Raw genomic sequence first — 15724 nt, forward strand, 5'->3', positions numbered from 1 at the left:
AGCAAGAAACAGTCACTTTGTTAAAATGTAAGTTAATTCGGAATTTTTCGTTATATCACTCCGAAATACAAGACGAGGGGGATGAAAATGTTACGAAAAAATCATTTGTTTCTGCTCTTGTTCATCTGTTTTACCGTTTTGCTCGCCGCCTGCACACCGGAGACGGCGGGCACCACGCCTACTGCGCCAGCCACTCCACAGCCTGCAGGCGGAACCGAAAACACCGCAGCCCCCGCTTCCGTTCCCGAAGAGCTGGTGATCGGCTTCGAGGCAGATGCTGCCACGATGCTGGCGAATACGGACGTGAACTACGTGACAGATATTCAAATTCGCAACATATACGATCCGCTCATCGACCGAGATGCAAAAGGCGCGTTGATTCCGGTCCTTGCAACGGAATGGAAAAACATCGACCCGCTCACATGGGAGTTCAAGCTGCGCCAAGGGGTGAAATTTACGAACGGCGAGCCGTTCAATGCCGAGGCGGTCAAATTCAATATCGACTACATTTTGGATGAAAAAAACAATTCGTTTTACCGCTCCAGATGGAAGGACGTCAAGGAAGTCAAAGTCATCGACGACCAGACTGTTCAAGTGATTACATCGCAGCCATTCCCGACGCTTTTGCTCAGGGTCGCCGATGATTTGTTGATCATGGCCCCGAAGCATACAAAGGAAGTCGGCCTGGAAAAAGCGGCTACCGACCCGGTTGGCACAGGAGCTTACAAATTTGACAAATGGACGCGGGACGATTCGCTCAAGCTGGTCGCCAATGAAGAATACTGGCAAGGAGCGCCGTCGATCAAGCGGGTAACCTTCCGGATTATTCCCGAGTTTAGCGCGCGGCTGTCCGCTTTTCTCGGCGGGGAAATTCACTTGTTCAAAAACGTGCCGGTCGACTCGGTCGAGCGCGTAAAAAGCAGCGAAAACGGCAAGATCGAGCTGGTCGGATCTTCGCGAATCAACTATTTGGCGCTGAACACTTTTTATGAGGGGCCGCTGAAAGACAAGCGTGTGCGTCAGGCGCTGAACTACGCGATTGATGTGGACGAACTGCTGAAATCCGTGCTGAACGGAAACGGGACGAAGATGACAGGCCCGCTCTCCAAAGTCAATGCCGACTATACGGAGACGAAAGATTACGGCTACGATCCGGACAAGGCGGTTGCTCTGCTCAAAGAAGCGGGCATCGATCCGAAGACGTTGAAGCTGACTCTTGATACGCCGAACGGCCGCTATCCGATGGATACGCACGTCGCGCAAGCCATCGCTTCGCAATTGCAACGGATCGGGATTCAAGTAACCGTGCAGGCGAACGAGTGGGGGAACCATCTCGCGAAAATTCGCCAGCATGAAATGAAAGACATGTTCATTCTCGGCTGGGGACCTGCTTTTGACGCGCAGGGAACGATTGAGAACTTGTTTACGGAAAAAGCACCGTACAGCGGCTTTTACGACAAAGACGTGGAAGCGATGATTCAAAAAGCGTTGCCGATTTTCGATCCGGCAGAGCGCAAGAAGGCGTTTGACGAGCTGCAGCATCGTCTGGTGGAAGAAGCGGCTTGGGTGCCGCTCTGGCAGCAGGGCGACCTGTACGCGGTGGCCAAAAACTTGCAGTTTGCGCCAAGACCGGACGAGAAGTTCCTCGTGTTTGAAATGAAGTGGGGGCAGTAAGCGAAAGCCGTCTCATGGAAGGGGGGATACGATGCTCGATTATGTCATCAAACGAACGGGTCAAGTCGTAGTCGTCTTGTTCCTGGCACTGACTGCTGTCTTTTTCATCATTCGGCTGTCAGGCGATCCTACGGCGCTCTTCCTGCCGCCTGATGCCCCGCGCGAGCAGCTGGAACAGTTTCGCAAGCAGCTCGGATTCGATCGGCCTTTGCATGTGCAGTACACCGAGTTTATGACCAAAGCAGTCCAGGGAGATTTCGGAACGTCGTTGCGGACGCGCGAGGATGCGCTGCAAATGGTGATCAACCGGATTCCGGCGACGTTTCAGCTTGCCTTTACCTCGCTCGGGCTGTCGCTTTTGATCGCGATCCCGATCGGCATCCAGTCCGCTTACAGGCGCAATACGTGGTTCGATCAGGCTGGAGTGGCCGCGACCGTGCTCGGTCAAGCGCTGCCAAGCTTTTGGCTCGGACTGATTCTGATTTACTTGTTTGCGGTCCAACTGCAATGGCTGCCGACAGGCGGGGGCGGCTCCCTGGTTCATTTGATTCTCCCGGCGCTGACTTTGGCGGCGTACAGCGTGGCGAGGTTTGCCCGGTTTACACGCTCCACGATGCTCGATGTATTGCGCAAAGACTACATCCGTACAGCCAAGGCGTCCGGTGTGCCGACCTACAAAATTCTCTCGGTGTACGCGCTGAAAAACACGCTCATCCCGATTATTACACTCGTTGCACTCGATTTGGGCGTGTTGCTCGGCGGGGCGGTGATTGTCGAGGTCGTCTTTTCCTGGCCGGGGATGGGGCGGTTATTGATGCAGTCTTTGTTGAACCGCGATTTTCCTGTCGTCATGGCCGGGGTCTTTTTGATCGCCTTTATTTACGCCGTCATCAATTTTGTCGTGGATCTGCTCTACGCTTACGTCAACCCGCAAATTCGCTTCAAATAGGGGGTGCCGCATGAATCAATCGCCGCTGACAGAAGCCGCTGTGAATCCACGCCCTGCCCCACTTTCCCGAAAAAGGGAGCCAGCGTGGCGAACCTACATGCGGCGGCTGGTCAAAAGTCCGACAGGGCTGGCTGGCTTTCTCATCATTTTCGTAGTGGTCATCCTCGGCATATTCGGCCCGTGGCTTGCTCCTTACGATCCGAACCAGGCTGAATTTGCCAAAAAGCTGCTGCCGCCGCTGACAGATGGTCACCTGCTCGGGACGGATCAATTGGGACGAGACATCTTTTCCCGGCTGATTCATGGCACGAGCGTGTCGCTTATCATCGGGAGCTGCACGGTCCTTTTCGCCGGACTGATCGGGACGATTCTCGGAGTCGTTGCCGGATACTTTCGCGGCTGGGCAGACATCATCATCATGCGCATTGTCGACGTCAAGCTGAGCTTCCCGTTCATTTTGCTTGTACTGGTCATCAATGCCGTGATCGGAGCGGGACTGCAAAATATCATCATCTCGCTCGTGTTCGCAGGCTGGATCGTCTATGCGCGTGTCGTGCGCAGCGAAGTGCTGGCGTTGCGCGAAAAGGAATTTATTTTGTCCTGTGTGGCGACAGGCGTCCCGCGCTGGGAAATCATCGTCAAGCATATCGTCCCGAACTTGTTTACGCCGATCATCGTCCTGTCGTCGTTGCAGATCGCTACCTACATCATTGCCGAGGCGTCGATCAGCTTTCTCGGCTTTGGCGTCCAGCCGCCGCAGCCAGCCTGGGGCAATATGCTCAGCGAAGGCAAAGACTACATTTTCAGCGCGTGGTGGCTGATTACGTTTCCTGGCGTCGCGATTGTCATGACGGCTTTGGGCGTCAATCTGTTCGGGGATTGGCTGCGCGATGTGCTCGATCCGGAACTGAAAGGACATTGAAGGAGGTGAGCAGCATGGGCAATCGTTCCCCGATTTTGGAGGTGCGACAGCTTCAAACCCATTTTCGCAGCGGCCATGGCGTCGTCAAAGCGGTGAACGGCGTGGATTTGACCGTATATGCAGGGGAAACGGTGGGGCTTGTCGGCGAATCAGGCTGCGGCAAGAGCGTTACATCGCTGTCGGTGATGGGGCTGCTCCCCAAGCCGGCCGCGGCGATTGTGGGGGGCACGATCCATTTTGCCGGGCGCGATATTACCCATCTCCCCGAAAAGCAGATGCGCAAGCTGCGCGGAAATGAGATGTCGATGATTTTTCAGGAGCCGATGACTTCGCTCAATCCGGTGTTTACGATCGGACAGCAGATGGCGGAACCGCTCAGGCAGCACACAAGTCTGACGAAACGGCAAATCCGCGAAAAAATGGTGGAAATGCTGCAATCGGTAGGGATTCCCCGCGCCGGGCAAATCATCGACGAGTATCCGCATCAGTTGTCGGGCGGGATGCGTCAGCGCGTCATGATTTCGCTGGCGATGCTGTGCCAGCCCAAGCTTTTGATCGCCGACGAGCCGACGACTGCTCTGGATGTGACGATTCAGGCGCAAATTTTGCAGCTGATGAAGGAGATCAAGCAAAAGCAGCAAATGGCGATGCTGCTCATCACGCATGACCTCGGCGTCGTCGCGGAGATGTGCGACCGGGTTGTCGTCATGTACGGCGGGCAGGTGGTAGAGAGTGCGGAGGTGCGGACGATTTTTGACCAGCCGCGCCACCCGTACACACAAGGCTTGCTGGCCTCGATGCCAAATGCCAACGAGCGCAAGGGGGAGCTGAAATCGATCCCGGGAAGCGTCCCGCGCCCAGATGAGGTCGGGCAAGGCTGCACCTTCGCGCCGCGCTGCTCGCAGGCGATGGAACGGTGCCGTCATGACAGGCCGCCACTTGTGGCTTTGCCGAGGCAGTCATGTCGCTGCTGGCTGTATGCGGGCGAGGAGGAGGTGGCCCATGCGACCTGAGCCGCTTTTGGAAGTCAAGCATCTGAAAAAATATTATGAGTTGAAAAAGGGCTGGTTTTCGCCCAAGCAGCAGGTGAAAGCGGTCGATGACGTCTCGTTCACAGTGTATCGCGGCGAGACGTACGGGCTGGTAGGGGAGAGCGGATGCGGCAAATCGACGACGGGCCGGGCGATTTTGCGGCTGCAAGAGGCGAATGCGGGCGAAATCTGGTTTGCCGGGGAAAATGTCGCGCGATTGCCGTATGAAAGGATGCGCCGCCTCCGCCGGAGGATGCAGATGGTCTTCCAGGACCCGTACGCTTCGCTCAACCCGAAGAAAACGATCTTGCAAATTTTAACCGAGCCGCTGCGGGTGCACGGCCTGTACAGCCCGGACGAACGCGTGAAAAAGGCGAGCGAGATTTTAAAAATTGTCGGTTTGTCTGACTATCATCTGCATTCGTATCCGCACGAATTTTCCGGCGGACAGCGCCAGCGAATCGGGATCGCCAAGGCGGTCATCCTCCAGCCTGACCTGATTGTGGCGGATGAGCCAGTATCTGCGCTGGATGTATCGATCCAGTCGCAGGTGATCAATCTGTTGCTGCAATTGCAGCGCGAGTTTCATTTGACCTACATTTTTATTTCCCACGATCTGGGTGTGGTTCGCCACATCACGGACCGGGTCGGAGTCATGTACCTTGGCAAGCTGGTAGAACAGGCGCAGACGGAAAAGCTGTTCCAAGAACCGAAGCATCCGTACACACAGGCGCTTTTGTCTGCCGTTCCGATCACGCATCCAGACGATACGAGAGAGCGGATCATCCTCAGCGGCGATGTGCCAAGCCCGCTCGATCCGCCGCAAGGCTGCACGTTTCATCCGCGCTGTCCCGCGTGCATGGAGGTTTGCCGGACGGAAAAGCCGCCCGTCGTCGATCTGGGCGAGCACATCGTCGCCTGCCACCTGTACGCGTAAATCCCATTTTGCCGATCTGACCATTTTGAGAGAAAAGAGGAGATGTTCATGTTACTCGCGATTTCCAAAGCCGAAATTTTGCAGCGCCAGCAAACGTTTTTTGCCAAAGTCCAGGAGAAGCAGCTCGACTGCGCGATCTTGTTTGGAGTCACCGATATTTTTTATTTGACGGGCTTTCATTTCCACCCGACAGAGCGGCCGATCGGCTTTTTCATCGCACCGAATCAGGAAACCCATCTGTTCGTTCCTGCCCTGGAGCATGAGCACGCAGAAGAGTTTGCCTGCGTCAACAAGGTGCACTCGTATCCGGAATACCCCGGACTGCGCCACCCGATGGAGTATTTCAAGGACGCGCTCGTAGAAGCTGGCTTTGCGGGAAAACGCGTAGGGTTTGACGCAGATGGTTACGGCTCTTCGATGGGGTATCGCGGTCCGAAGGTGAGTCAGTTTTTGGAAGCAGAGTCGTTTGCGTCGATATACGGTGTCGTGGAAGAAATGCGCGTGGTCAAATCGCCAGCGGAAATCGAGCTGATCAAGGAATCGTGCCGCTGGGGCAACCTCGCCCACCGCTTGCTGCAAAAGTATTCGAAGCCAGGATTAAGCGAGATCGAGATTACGACTCGCGCCAGCTCCGAGGCGACGATGGCGATGATCGAGACGCTGGGACCGGATTACAAGCCGCACGGCAACACGGCTTACGCGATTTTCCGCGGACAGGTAGGCGCGATGTCGGCCTTCCCGCACGCCGTGACGCAAAATCTCGTTCTGAAAAAAGGCGATACGCTCGTCACGGGAGCGGCAGGAGAAGTGTGGGGCTACCACAGCGAGCTGGAGCGGACGATGTTTGTCCAGGAAGCGAGCAAAGAGCAGGAAACGTATTTTCAATACATGCTGGAAGCCCAGGACGTCGCTTTTCAACACATCAAGCCGGGTATCCCGATGTCGCAGGTGGAAGAAGCTGTGCAAGCCTATTTTAAAGAAAAAAATATTCAGCATCTGACCGCACACCATACAGGACATGCGATCGGGCTGCTCGGTCATGAAGCGCCGTTTTTTGACCTGGGCGACCATACGATTATTCAGCCAGGCATGGTGTTGACCGTAGAGCCGGGAATATACGTGCGCGGCCTGGGCGGATTCCGCCATTCGGACACGGTGGCTGTTACGGCAGACGGCATCGAGATGCTGACGTACTATCCGCGCGACCTGGCATCGCTGATTTGCGTGTAGACGCCAGCCACTCGGCAAACGCATCATGTATGCACGAGAGGCATTTACAAAAGAACACCTTCGCTCCTGCTTTGGGCGAGGTGTTCTTTTTATGCTTGGCTGCGCTCTTTCTGAGGCCATTGCTTTTGGTTCCAAGGACAGTGCCAGATCATGTTTTCCTTCGACGTAGCCTGCGGGGTGCAGCATGTCGATAATCGGTTTGGCTTTCAGACCAGGAACAGCTGTGCTGCCGATATGGTGGATGGTGACGAGATTGTCTTGAAACACATTCCGCAGCAGTTCGGCCTCCTTGGCAAATTGTGCAGCCCAACGCGGGTCATAAGGATGTACTTCGATTTTTCGCACGACAGACTCATTCGTTTCGGCGGCGAGGTTATTTTCGTTCGTGACAGAAAAAGGCCCGGACTTTCTGGATGTGCCAAAGGTCCGGGCCTTTTTGTTCGTTTATCGCGTTTATTTCCGATTAGGCGACCATTCGCTAGGCGCCGATCCGGACGCTTGGTTCAGCGGTGCGGCTACTTGCACACGCGCTGGGTTGGTCACTTCCAGCGTAATCATCGATGTGACGACCGCTTGCATGGTCACGATCAGGTACGTTCAAAAAAAGATGGCTTTCCAATTGGGTAATTCCAACGAAAATCGTTTCTCCTTCTTGTTCTCGATGGCTCTATTATACGATTCGCGCAGAACGGCAGGCAAAGTCGCCATTTCCGCATTTTGGGCGATTTTCCGGCGGGAAAGGGCATGGCGGGCAAGCCACTTTTCGCGCTCGTGTTGTATGTAGCTCGCACTCGCTGGCAATCCCCCGCACGTTATGTTCGAAAAATCTCTGGAAAAAAACCGCACTGCGCGAGGCTTTTATGGTTTAATCTACGGTATCAGATTGCGTATGGCATGCCGTGTCCCGCGGCAGCGAAAGGAAGTCGTTAGCATGAGTCAGGCCAACATTTTGCTGATTGAAGATGAAAAGAAAATCGCCCGCCTGCTGAAGCTGGAGCTGGAATACGAAGGATATGAAGTAACGGTCGCAGAGGATGGAGCAACCGGATTGGACTGTTTCAAAAGCGCAGCGTGGGATTTGGTCCTTTTGGACGTGATGATCCCGCGACTGAGCGGGATGGAGGTGCTGCGGCGGATTCGCACGTCAGACACCTTGACTCCGGTCATTTTGGTGACCGCCAGAGATTCGCTGCCCGACAAAGTCAGCGGACTGGATTTGGGGGCGAATGATTACATCACGAAGCCGTTTGCCATCGAGGAGCTGCTTGCCCGGATTCGCGCGTGCTTGCGCATGGCTGGGGCGCGAAAAAAAGAAGAGGAAGAGGCGCCGCTGCGCGTGGGCGATTTGTTTGTCGACGAGAAGAAACGGCTCGTCATGCGCGGCGAATCGCCAGTGGAGCTGACGCCGCGAGAGTTCGATCTGCTCGTCTATCTGGTGCGGCATGTCAACCAGGTACTCGGCCGGGAGCAAATTTTGAACGAAGTGTGGGGCTATGACTACTACGGCGATACGAATATCGTCGATGTGTACATTCGCTATTTGCGCAAAAAGCTGGACGATCCTGCTCATCCTCCGCTCATCTCGACGGTGCGGGGAATCGGGTATTCGCTGAAGGAGTAGAAGGGATGACGATTCGCAGCAAAATTCATCTGTTTTCAACCGTGTGGCTCGTGCTCGTGCTGTGTATTATCAACACCTCGATCTACTGGCTTTTTTACAAGCAAATGACCGGGCTGGAATTGGAGCGGCTTCAACTGCAGAGCGAAAAAATCGCGCAGCGGCTGCATGAAGCAGGCAGTCAGGCAGATGCGACTGAGCTTTTGCAAGCGTATTTGGCGCCGATTGAGATGATCCGTATCGTGAATCAACAGTCGCATCCGGTAGTGACAGCGACGAAAGATGTGGACTATGCCAGCTGGCGACCTGTATACAGTGCGCAAGAAACGTACCAGGTTGTGGAAAAGGCTGGCGTGCTGCATGCTGTCGGCCAGGTGCCGATGATTGCGGGTGACGGCAGCGTCATGTCTCTGGAAGTAACCACGGGCTTGTCGCACGTACAGGAAACGATGCAAACATTGCTCATCGTGCTGCTGGTCGCTTCGCTCGTCGTCTTGCTGCCGTCGTTTCTTGCCGGCCGGATGCTCGCAAAACTCATCGTGGAGCCGATCCGCTCCCTGATTCGCACGATGGAAGAAATCCAGAAAAAAGGCCAGTTCAAAAAGCTGGAGCTGCCCGTCAAATCCAACGACGAGCTGTACCAGATGGGGGATACGTTCAACAAAATGATGGACATTCTCCAGCTGCATTTCACGAAGCAGCAACAGTTCGTCCTCGATGCGTCCCACGAGTTGAAGACCCCGCTCACGGTGATCGAAGGATATGCGACCATGCTGAAAAGATGGGGGATGAACAAGCCGGAGCTGTTGGAAGAGTCTGTCGAGGCGATCTATTCCGAAGCGGTGCGGATGAAAAAGCTGACGCGGCAAATGCTGATGCTGGCGAACCCGGACGAGGAAGCCAATCTGGATATGCGGGCAGTAGACGTGGTCGAGCTATGCGAAGAGACGAGCAAATGGATGAGGCGCACCTACGAGCAGGAAATCCGCGTCGAGGCGCAAAGCGCAGCGGTTTACGCGCTCGCTGACGAGTCAAGGCTCAAGCAGCTGCTGGTAATTTTGCTCGACAATGCGCTGACCTACAGCCAAAAGGCTATTCGAATCGAGATCGCCGAACAGCGAGACACGGTGAGCTTGTCTGTGATTGACCAGGGAGTGGGCATACCGGAAGAAGACCTTGTCCATATTTTCGACCGCTTTTACCGCGTGGACAAAGCGCGGGCAAGAGATACAGGCGGCACAGGACTGGGCCTGTCCATTGCCAAGCGCATTGTCGATGTGCACAACGGCAGGCTGGATGTCCAGAGTGAAGTCGGGGCAGGCAGCCGTTTTACGGTGACGTTGCCCAGAGCAGCCCAAGAGAAAGCGGGGGAGAACGCTTGAAACAAAGACGTGTGTGGTGGCTCTTGGCCCTGCTCTTCGCAGCGGCAGCTGTTTTCGCCCTCTCCCGGATTGCTGGAGGAGAGCCGGAAGCAGGGCGCACGATCCGGGAAGTGGAGGAGTCTCTATCCGCTCGCTACGGCAAAGTCATTTCCGCTTTGGAGAAGACCGGGGAGGCAGGCAGAGAGGTATATGTCGGGACAGTGGAAAATGAAACGGGAACGTACCAGGTTGTCGCGGACGCCGAGACGGGACGGGTGATACGGATTACCCCTCTGGCGAAAAAGCAGACACCCCCGGACAAGACCGTACAGCCCGTGGACGAAAGCAAGGAAACCCCTCCTACACCACCTGCGAACAACGAGCTTGCCAAAAGCGGAATCTCACTCGATCGCGCCAAACAAATCGCGCTGCAACAAGTGGCCGGGACGTTTGACAGCATCGAAGTAGAGCATAAAAACGGCGCAACCGTCTACGAGGTAGAGATCAAAACCGCCGAAAGCCGGGAAGTGAAAGTAAGCATCGATCCGCTGACGGGACAGGTTTTGTCAATCATGTGGGAGGATTAAGTCCGTTCTCAGCAAATTTTAATCTTCTTCTCTCTGTTCGCTCATCTGCGTCTTGTAGCATGAAGACAGCAGAGAAAAAGGAGAGAATTTCCATGAAAAAAATCGTCATGTTAGCAGCAGGTATCATGCTCGTAGGAAGTTTTAGCGTCACAGCCTTGGCGAAGACGCATCAGCACGTTCCTCAGCCGAATCAGCAGGCTATGCCCGTCTTTTTGGAAGTAGATGAAGATGTCCCGGCAGACTGGGCGAAGCAAGTACGCCTTACTTCCGAGCAGGCACAAAAAATCGCGCTCGGCGTCCAACCCGGAGTGATCAAGGAGTGGAAGCTGGATCGCGCGGGAACGGCGCTCGTGTACAAAGCGGAAGTCGTCCAAAACTGGAAGGAGACCGATGTGTACGTCGATGCCGTAACCGGGCAGGCGTGGCGCGAGCATGATCCGGCCCGCAAGCAGCAGATGGTGAAGATCACCGCAGAGACAGCTCAAAAGATCGCCTTGTCCAAAGTGAACGGAAGCATCAAGAAAATCAAGCTGGATGAAGACGATGGACAGTACGTGTACGAGGTGGAAGTCCGTACCTCTAACCGCCAGGAAGCGGAGCTGGAAATATCGGCCACCACAGGCGACATATTGAGCATGGAGTGGGACGACTAAGTTTGTTGCGGCGCCGGAAGCCGATCTTTGTTTGCAAACAAAGGTCGGCTTCTGGAATTTTCCTTGGGAATATCCGCTATTCCATGGTATAATTTTGACGCCAATATACGACTAAGGAGTATGGATGATGGAAAAAAAGCTAATCTTCGGTCATAAAAATCCAGATACGGATTCCATTTGCTCGGCGCTCGTTTACGCTGATCTGAAAACCAAGCTCGGCGACAATGTAGAGCCGGTTCGCCTCGGTGTCATCAGCAGCGAGACAGCGTTCGTCTTGAACTACTTCCAGGTAAAAGAGCCGCGTCTCGTGGAAACAGTAGGAAATGAAGTCAACGAAGTCATTCTCGTCGACCACAATGAACGTCAACAAAGCGCAAACGACATCGAGCAGGTGCAAGTAGTCGAGGTAATTGACCATCATCGCATTGCGAACTTCGAAACGAGCAACCCGCTGTACTTCCGTGCAGAGCCTGTCGGTTGCACGACTACGATTTTGAAAAAAATGTACAAGGAAAACGGCGTGGACATCCCGAAAGAAATCGCGGGCCTGATGCTGTCTGCGATCATTTCCGACACGTTGCTGCTGAAATCCCCTACCTGCACCGCGCAAGATGTTGCGGCAGCTCACGAACTGGCTGAGATCGCAGGCGTGGACTTGCAAGCATACGGCCTGGAAATGCTGAAAGCAGGCGCTGACCTGAGCGACAAAACAATCGCTCAACTGCTCTCTTTGGATGCAAAAGAATTTCAAATGGGTAGCGCGAAAGTGGAAATCGCCCAAGTAAACGCCGTGGACGTCAACGATGTACTGGCCCGCCAAAGCGAGCTGGAAGCAGCGATCTCCGCGATCATTGCGGAAAAAGGTCTGGACCTGTTCGTCTTCGTGGTGACAGACATCTTGAACAACGATTCCGTTGCGCTGGCGCTCGGCAAAGCAACCGAGGCAGTAGAAAAAGCGTACAACGTTACGCTCGCAGACAACAAAGCGGTGCTCAAAGGCGTTGTATCCCGCAAGAAGCAAATCGTTCCTGTACTGACAGATACGTTTCAAGCTCTGTAATTGTTAGAAAAAAGCAAGCTGCCCGGACACATTGGTCTGGGCAGCTTTTTTCATGCATTCAAAACGGATTGTTGTTGTGTTGTTGCAAATGATGCATCGTCTGGTGAGCATAGGCGTCGTCGCTGTAGTGGTGGACGGCGTGCTTGTCTCTGGCCCGCAAGCTGACAGACCCTGTAAAAAAGAAGGCCGCGAGGAAGGTGGCTGCTACTGCGATGAGAAAATAGAGCAAAAGACATTCCCCCTTTTCACAATGGCTTGCTTTTACAATAACATTATTTTCCTGCTGCTACTACTGTTGACTTTGCCGGTGCGTAAATGTGTACGATGAATTTGTCAGGAGGGATACAAGATGGAATATACCGTGCAAAAGCTGGGTCTCCTGGCAGGTGTCAGCACCCGGACATTGCGTTACTACGATGAGATTGACCTTCTCAAGCCGGCGAGAATCAATTCATCCGGGTATCGTATTTACGGGCAGGCAGAAGTGGATCGGTTGCAGCAAATTTTGTTTTACCGCGAGCTTGGTGTCAGCCTGGAGGAGATCAAGGAAATCATGAGTTCTCCCACCTTTGATGCGGAGCGGGCACTGCGGGAGCACCGGGAGAAGCTGTTGGAAAAACGGGCGCAGCTGGATCGGCTGATTGCGAATGTCGATCTGACTTTGGCGCAGCGAGAGGGGACGAAAACAATGACAGACAAACAGAAATTCGAAGGCTTCAAACAGCAGTTGATTCACGACAACGAGCAGCAGTACGGCGAAGAAATCCGGGCCAAGTACGGCGACGAGCGAGTAGAGCGTGCCAATCGGAAAATCAAAGAGATGAGCGAGGAAGAGTATGCGCAAGTCGAGCAATTGAACGAAAAGCTGCACGCGACGCTGAAGCAAGCGTTTGCCAGCGGCGATCCGGGCAGCGAGCTGGCCCAGCAGGCAGCCGATTTGCATCGCCAGTGGCTCAGCTTTTACTGGGACAGCTACAGCAAGGAGGCGCACGCAGGCGTGGCTCAGATGTATGTCGATGATCCGAGATTTACGGCTTACTACGACAAGGAGCAGCCTGGCCTGGCAGCATTCCTGCGCGACGCTGTCGTCATTTACACACAAGCCTAATGACTAGCGAAAAACTTCCCCTGAACCGCGCATGCTTTTGGCGGTTCGGGGGAGTTTTTTGTTTGGGCGCTATTTTTCTTTGTGTTTGTTATGTTATATAATTGTTCATTATCTGATACAAAATGCAAAGAGAGGAGCACTCTGGTGGAATCAATACAGACGATCATTGGAGCAAACTTGGAGACGATTCGCAAAAAGCGGGGCTTGAGCCTCGATAAAGTAGCGGAGCTGACAGGCGTAAGCAAAGGCATGTTGCACCAGATTGAGCGCGGCGATTCCCAGCCGACGGTGACGACCTTGTGGAAAATGGCAACAGGTCTGCAAGTGTCGTTCTCATCGCTGTTGAAGGCGCCGGACAGTGCCGTTTCTTTTGTGTCAATCGCAGACGTGTCGCCCATCATCGAAGACAACGGCTTGTGCCGGGCGTATTTGCAGTTTCCTTTTGATCCGATGACCAAGCTGGAAATGTTTCGCATCGAGCTTGACCCGGGGGCAAGCTACTCGTCGGCTCCACACAATGAAGGCGTCTACGAGTACATTACCGTCAGCGCGGGCGAGTTTTGCCTGAAAATCAAGGACGAGCTGTTTCGCATGTCGGAAGGTGACGGCATCCGTTTTGCCGGAAACGTTCCCCATCAGTACAGCAATGAAGGCGAAAAGCAAGCCGTCATTCAGGTCGTGATGTATTACGCAGAGCCTTAGCTATAACCATACCTGTCGTTCATTTAACGAAAACGTGTAAAAGGAAAGGAGCAAAACTAATGCAGCGATTAAAAGAAAGCGCGCAGAAAGTGCAAGCGAGATTGCAACAATTGGGGTATGACAATCAGGTGGTCGAACTGCCGGACAGCACCCGCACAGCTGCGGAGGCAGCGCAAGCGATCGGATGCGAGGTCGCGCAAATTGCCAAGTCGATCATTTTTCGCCGGAAGACGACGGACAAGCCTGTTCTGGTCGTGGCAAGCGGCACAAACCGGATTGACGAAAAGCTGCTCGCGCAATGGATGCAGGAGAAGCCGGGAAAAGCAGATGCCGATTTTGTGCGCGAAAAAACCGGATTTGTCATCGGCGGTGTCTCGCCCGTCGGACATCTGGAACCGATTGAGACGTGGATTGATGAGGATTTGCTTCGCTTCGAAGTCATCTGGGCGGCTGCCGGGCATCCGAACGCTGTTTTTTCGCTGACGCCAAAGCAACTGGTACAAATGACGAATGGCGAAGTAGCGCGCATCGCTTCCCGCCCGTAACCAGCCAAGAAACGGCAAAGCCCTCTCGAATCCGGGCACGATCAATGGTAAAGTGGAAATATTCACACGATATCAAGTTGGCAGGGGGAGAAAAATCGATGCAACCTACTGAACCGATTTCCTTGGGGCACCGCATCCATCTGATTGACGGCTTTGACATGGGCTGGGCGGAGCGGACGGGAACGTATGTAATAGCAGAGGAACAATTGACGCTTGTCGAGACAGGGCCAAGCCCGTCCGTACCGTACATTGTGGCAGGATTGCACAAGCTCGGCTTTTCGCCGGAGCAAGTCAAATACATCATCGTGACGCACATTCATCTGGATCACGCGGGTGGGGCAGGCTTGTTTTTGCGCGAATGCCCGCAGGCCAAAATCGTGGTGCATCCAAAAGGAGCGCGCCATCTGGTGGACCCGAGTCGCTTGATTGCGGGAGCGAAAGCCGTTTACCAGGACGATTTCAACCGCCTGTTCGATCCGATTGTGGCGATTCCCGAGGAGCGAATCTTGGTGCGAAAAGACGGAGACACCTTGCCGATCGGGCCGAACTGTGTCCTTGAATTTTTGGATTCGCCCGGCCATGCGAACCATCATTTCAGCATTTACGATCCGGTTAGCCGCGGCATGTTCACAGGTGATACAGCGGGCGTTTTTTATCCGCAACTCCAAAAAGACGGATTGCATTTCGTTTTGCCGTCCACGTCTCCAAACCAGTTCGATCCGCAGGCGATGCTTGCGTCTATCGAGCGTTTTCGCAAGCGCGAACTCCAGCGTATCTACTTCGGGCATTTTGGCATGACGGAAGAAGTGGAGGACGTCTATCGGCAAGTGGCAGAGTGGCTTCCCGTATTCGTGGCAGAAGGCGAGGCGGCCGTTTCCGCCGGGCTTGGCACGGAGCAATTGGGGGACAGGCTGTTCGCTCTTGTCAGCCAGCATCTGCAAGCGCGCGGCATTGCCGAGCAGCATGAAGTGATGAACGTCCTGCGACTGGATTTGCAGGTGTGCGCGATGGGAATTATCGATTACTTGCACAAGCGCAAGCAGTAATTTTCGTCGGTTAGGCAAAAGGCTAGTGGCTGCTGCAGGTTGACGGGTAGCCTGGACCTGCGTTTTGCTGCAAAATGACGCATTCTTTTTTTGGCCAAGGAATGCTATGATGGTGGGTGAGTCTTAGCTTGCAGGTACAAACAACTGAATACAGCAAGCAGGTGCCTCGTCTGTCATGGGCGAGGTGAAAAGGGAAGCCGGTGCAAATCCGGCGCGGTCCCGCCACTGTAAAGCGGCTGTCGCAAGCCGCAAGCCAGGAGACCTGCCTGTTTGCATGATGTGCCTGCGCCTTCGCGGAAAG

17 protein-coding genes, 1 pseudogene and 1 riboswitch are annotated in these 15724 nt (G+C 54.3%); of the genes and pseudogenes, 15 read left to right on the plus strand and 3 right to left on the minus strand.

What is annotated here, in order from left to right:
• Positions 1-87: 87 nt before the first annotated feature.
• The 6 genes from IRJ17_RS14145 to IRJ17_RS14170 are packed head-to-tail and all read left to right on the plus strand — an operon-like array spanning position 88 to position 6743.
• Entirely contained in the window at positions 88-1674 is a 1587-nt protein-coding gene (locus IRJ17_RS14145; RefSeq protein ID WP_173596981.1) for an ABC transporter substrate-binding protein, read from the plus strand.
• A 31-nt stretch (positions 1675-1705) separates the two neighbouring features.
• Positions 1706-2623, plus strand: a complete 918-nt coding sequence (locus IRJ17_RS14150; protein ID WP_122964892.1) for an ABC transporter permease — start codon at positions 1706-1708, stop codon at positions 2621-2623.
• A gap of 10 nt (positions 2624-2633) precedes the next feature.
• Entirely contained in the window at positions 2634-3545 is a 912-nt protein-coding gene (locus IRJ17_RS14155) for an ABC transporter permease (RefSeq protein WP_242775121.1), read from the plus strand.
• A 14-nt stretch (positions 3546-3559) separates the two neighbouring features.
• Entirely contained in the window at positions 3560-4558 is a 999-nt protein-coding gene (locus IRJ17_RS14160) for an ABC transporter ATP-binding protein (RefSeq protein ID WP_242775124.1), read from the plus strand.
• Positions 4548-5513, plus strand: coding sequence for an ABC transporter ATP-binding protein (locus tag IRJ17_RS14165; protein WP_173599851.1), 966 nt, complete (start codon positions 4548-4550; stop codon positions 5511-5513). Before IRJ17_RS14160 ends, IRJ17_RS14165 begins: the two co-directional genes overlap by 11 nt.
• A gap of 48 nt (positions 5514-5561) precedes the next feature.
• Positions 5562-6743 (plus strand): M24 family metallopeptidase, encoded by a 1182-nt coding sequence (locus IRJ17_RS14170; protein ID WP_242775127.1) that lies wholly within the window; start codon positions 5562-5564, stop codon positions 6741-6743.
• 237 nt (positions 6744-6980) lie between these two features.
• Here IRJ17_RS14170 and IRJ17_RS14175 read toward each other — a convergent pair.
• Both IRJ17_RS14175 and IRJ17_RS28160 read right to left on the minus strand, forming a co-directional pair.
• Positions 6981-7088, minus strand: a pseudogene (locus tag IRJ17_RS14175) (GrpB family protein); the annotation flags it as partial.
• A 108-nt stretch (positions 7089-7196) separates the two neighbouring features.
• Entirely contained in the window at positions 7197-7328 is a 132-nt protein-coding gene (locus IRJ17_RS28160; protein ID WP_255679103.1) for a hypothetical protein, read from the minus strand.
• Between the two features lie 346 nt (positions 7329-7674).
• Here IRJ17_RS28160 and IRJ17_RS14180 point away from each other — a divergent pair, with 346 nt between their 5' ends.
• The 5 genes from IRJ17_RS14180 to IRJ17_RS14200 all read left to right on the plus strand — a co-directional run bounded on the left by IRJ17_RS14180 (position 7675) and on the right by IRJ17_RS14200 (position 12022).
• A complete protein-coding gene (locus IRJ17_RS14180) occupies positions 7675-8364 on the plus strand; it encodes a response regulator transcription factor (RefSeq protein WP_242775130.1) in 690 nt (229 codons plus the stop codon).
• 5 nt (positions 8365-8369) lie between these two features.
• Positions 8370-9743: a sensor histidine kinase gene (locus IRJ17_RS14185; RefSeq protein WP_242775133.1), complete on the plus strand. Its 1374-nt coding sequence runs from the start codon at positions 8370-8372 to the stop codon at positions 9741-9743.
• Entirely contained in the window at positions 9740-10309 is a 570-nt protein-coding gene (locus IRJ17_RS14190) for a PepSY domain-containing protein (protein WP_242775136.1), read from the plus strand. The genes IRJ17_RS14185 and IRJ17_RS14190 overlap by 4 nt, the downstream gene beginning before the upstream one ends.
• Positions 10310-10401: 92 nt before the next feature.
• A complete protein-coding gene (locus IRJ17_RS14195; protein ID WP_122964900.1) occupies positions 10402-10962 on the plus strand; it encodes a PepSY domain-containing protein in 561 nt (186 codons plus the stop codon).
• 127 nt (positions 10963-11089) lie between these two features.
• Positions 11090-12022, plus strand: a complete 933-nt coding sequence (locus tag IRJ17_RS14200) for a manganese-dependent inorganic pyrophosphatase (RefSeq protein WP_122964901.1) — start codon at positions 11090-11092, stop codon at positions 12020-12022.
• 58 nt (positions 12023-12080) lie between these two features.
• Here the strand turns inward: IRJ17_RS14200 and IRJ17_RS14205 are convergent, their stop codons facing one another.
• Positions 12081-12251 (minus strand): hypothetical protein, encoded by a 171-nt coding sequence (locus tag IRJ17_RS14205; protein ID WP_167470318.1) that lies wholly within the window; start codon positions 12249-12251, stop codon positions 12081-12083.
• Positions 12252-12371: 120 nt separating this feature from the next.
• Here IRJ17_RS14205 and IRJ17_RS14210 point away from each other — a divergent pair, with 120 nt between their 5' ends.
• From IRJ17_RS14210 to IRJ17_RS14225, 4 genes are all read left to right on the plus strand, one after another.
• Positions 12372-13130 carry a MerR family transcriptional regulator gene (locus tag IRJ17_RS14210; RefSeq protein WP_122964902.1) on the plus strand — a complete coding sequence of 253 codons (759 nt, stop codon included), beginning with the start codon at positions 12372-12374 and terminating at the stop codon, positions 13128-13130.
• Between the two features lie 144 nt (positions 13131-13274).
• Positions 13275-13832, plus strand: coding sequence for a helix-turn-helix domain-containing protein (locus IRJ17_RS14215; protein WP_173596988.1), 558 nt, complete (start codon positions 13275-13277; stop codon positions 13830-13832).
• Positions 13833-13891: 59 nt separating this feature from the next.
• Positions 13892-14377, plus strand: coding sequence for a YbaK/EbsC family protein (locus IRJ17_RS14220; protein WP_173596989.1), 486 nt, complete (start codon positions 13892-13894; stop codon positions 14375-14377).
• A 98-nt stretch (positions 14378-14475) separates the two neighbouring features.
• Positions 14476-15423: an MBL fold metallo-hydrolase gene (locus IRJ17_RS14225; RefSeq protein ID WP_122964905.1), complete on the plus strand. Its 948-nt coding sequence runs from the start codon at positions 14476-14478 to the stop codon at positions 15421-15423.
• Positions 15424-15565: 142 nt separating this feature from the next.
• Positions 15566-15707: riboswitch (cobalamin riboswitch) on the plus strand.
• Positions 15708-15724: the final 17 nt, after the last annotated feature.

Source organism: Brevibacillus parabrevis (assembly GCF_022701015.1).
GTDB lineage: Bacteria > Bacillota > Bacilli > Brevibacillales > Brevibacillaceae > Brevibacillus > Brevibacillus parabrevis.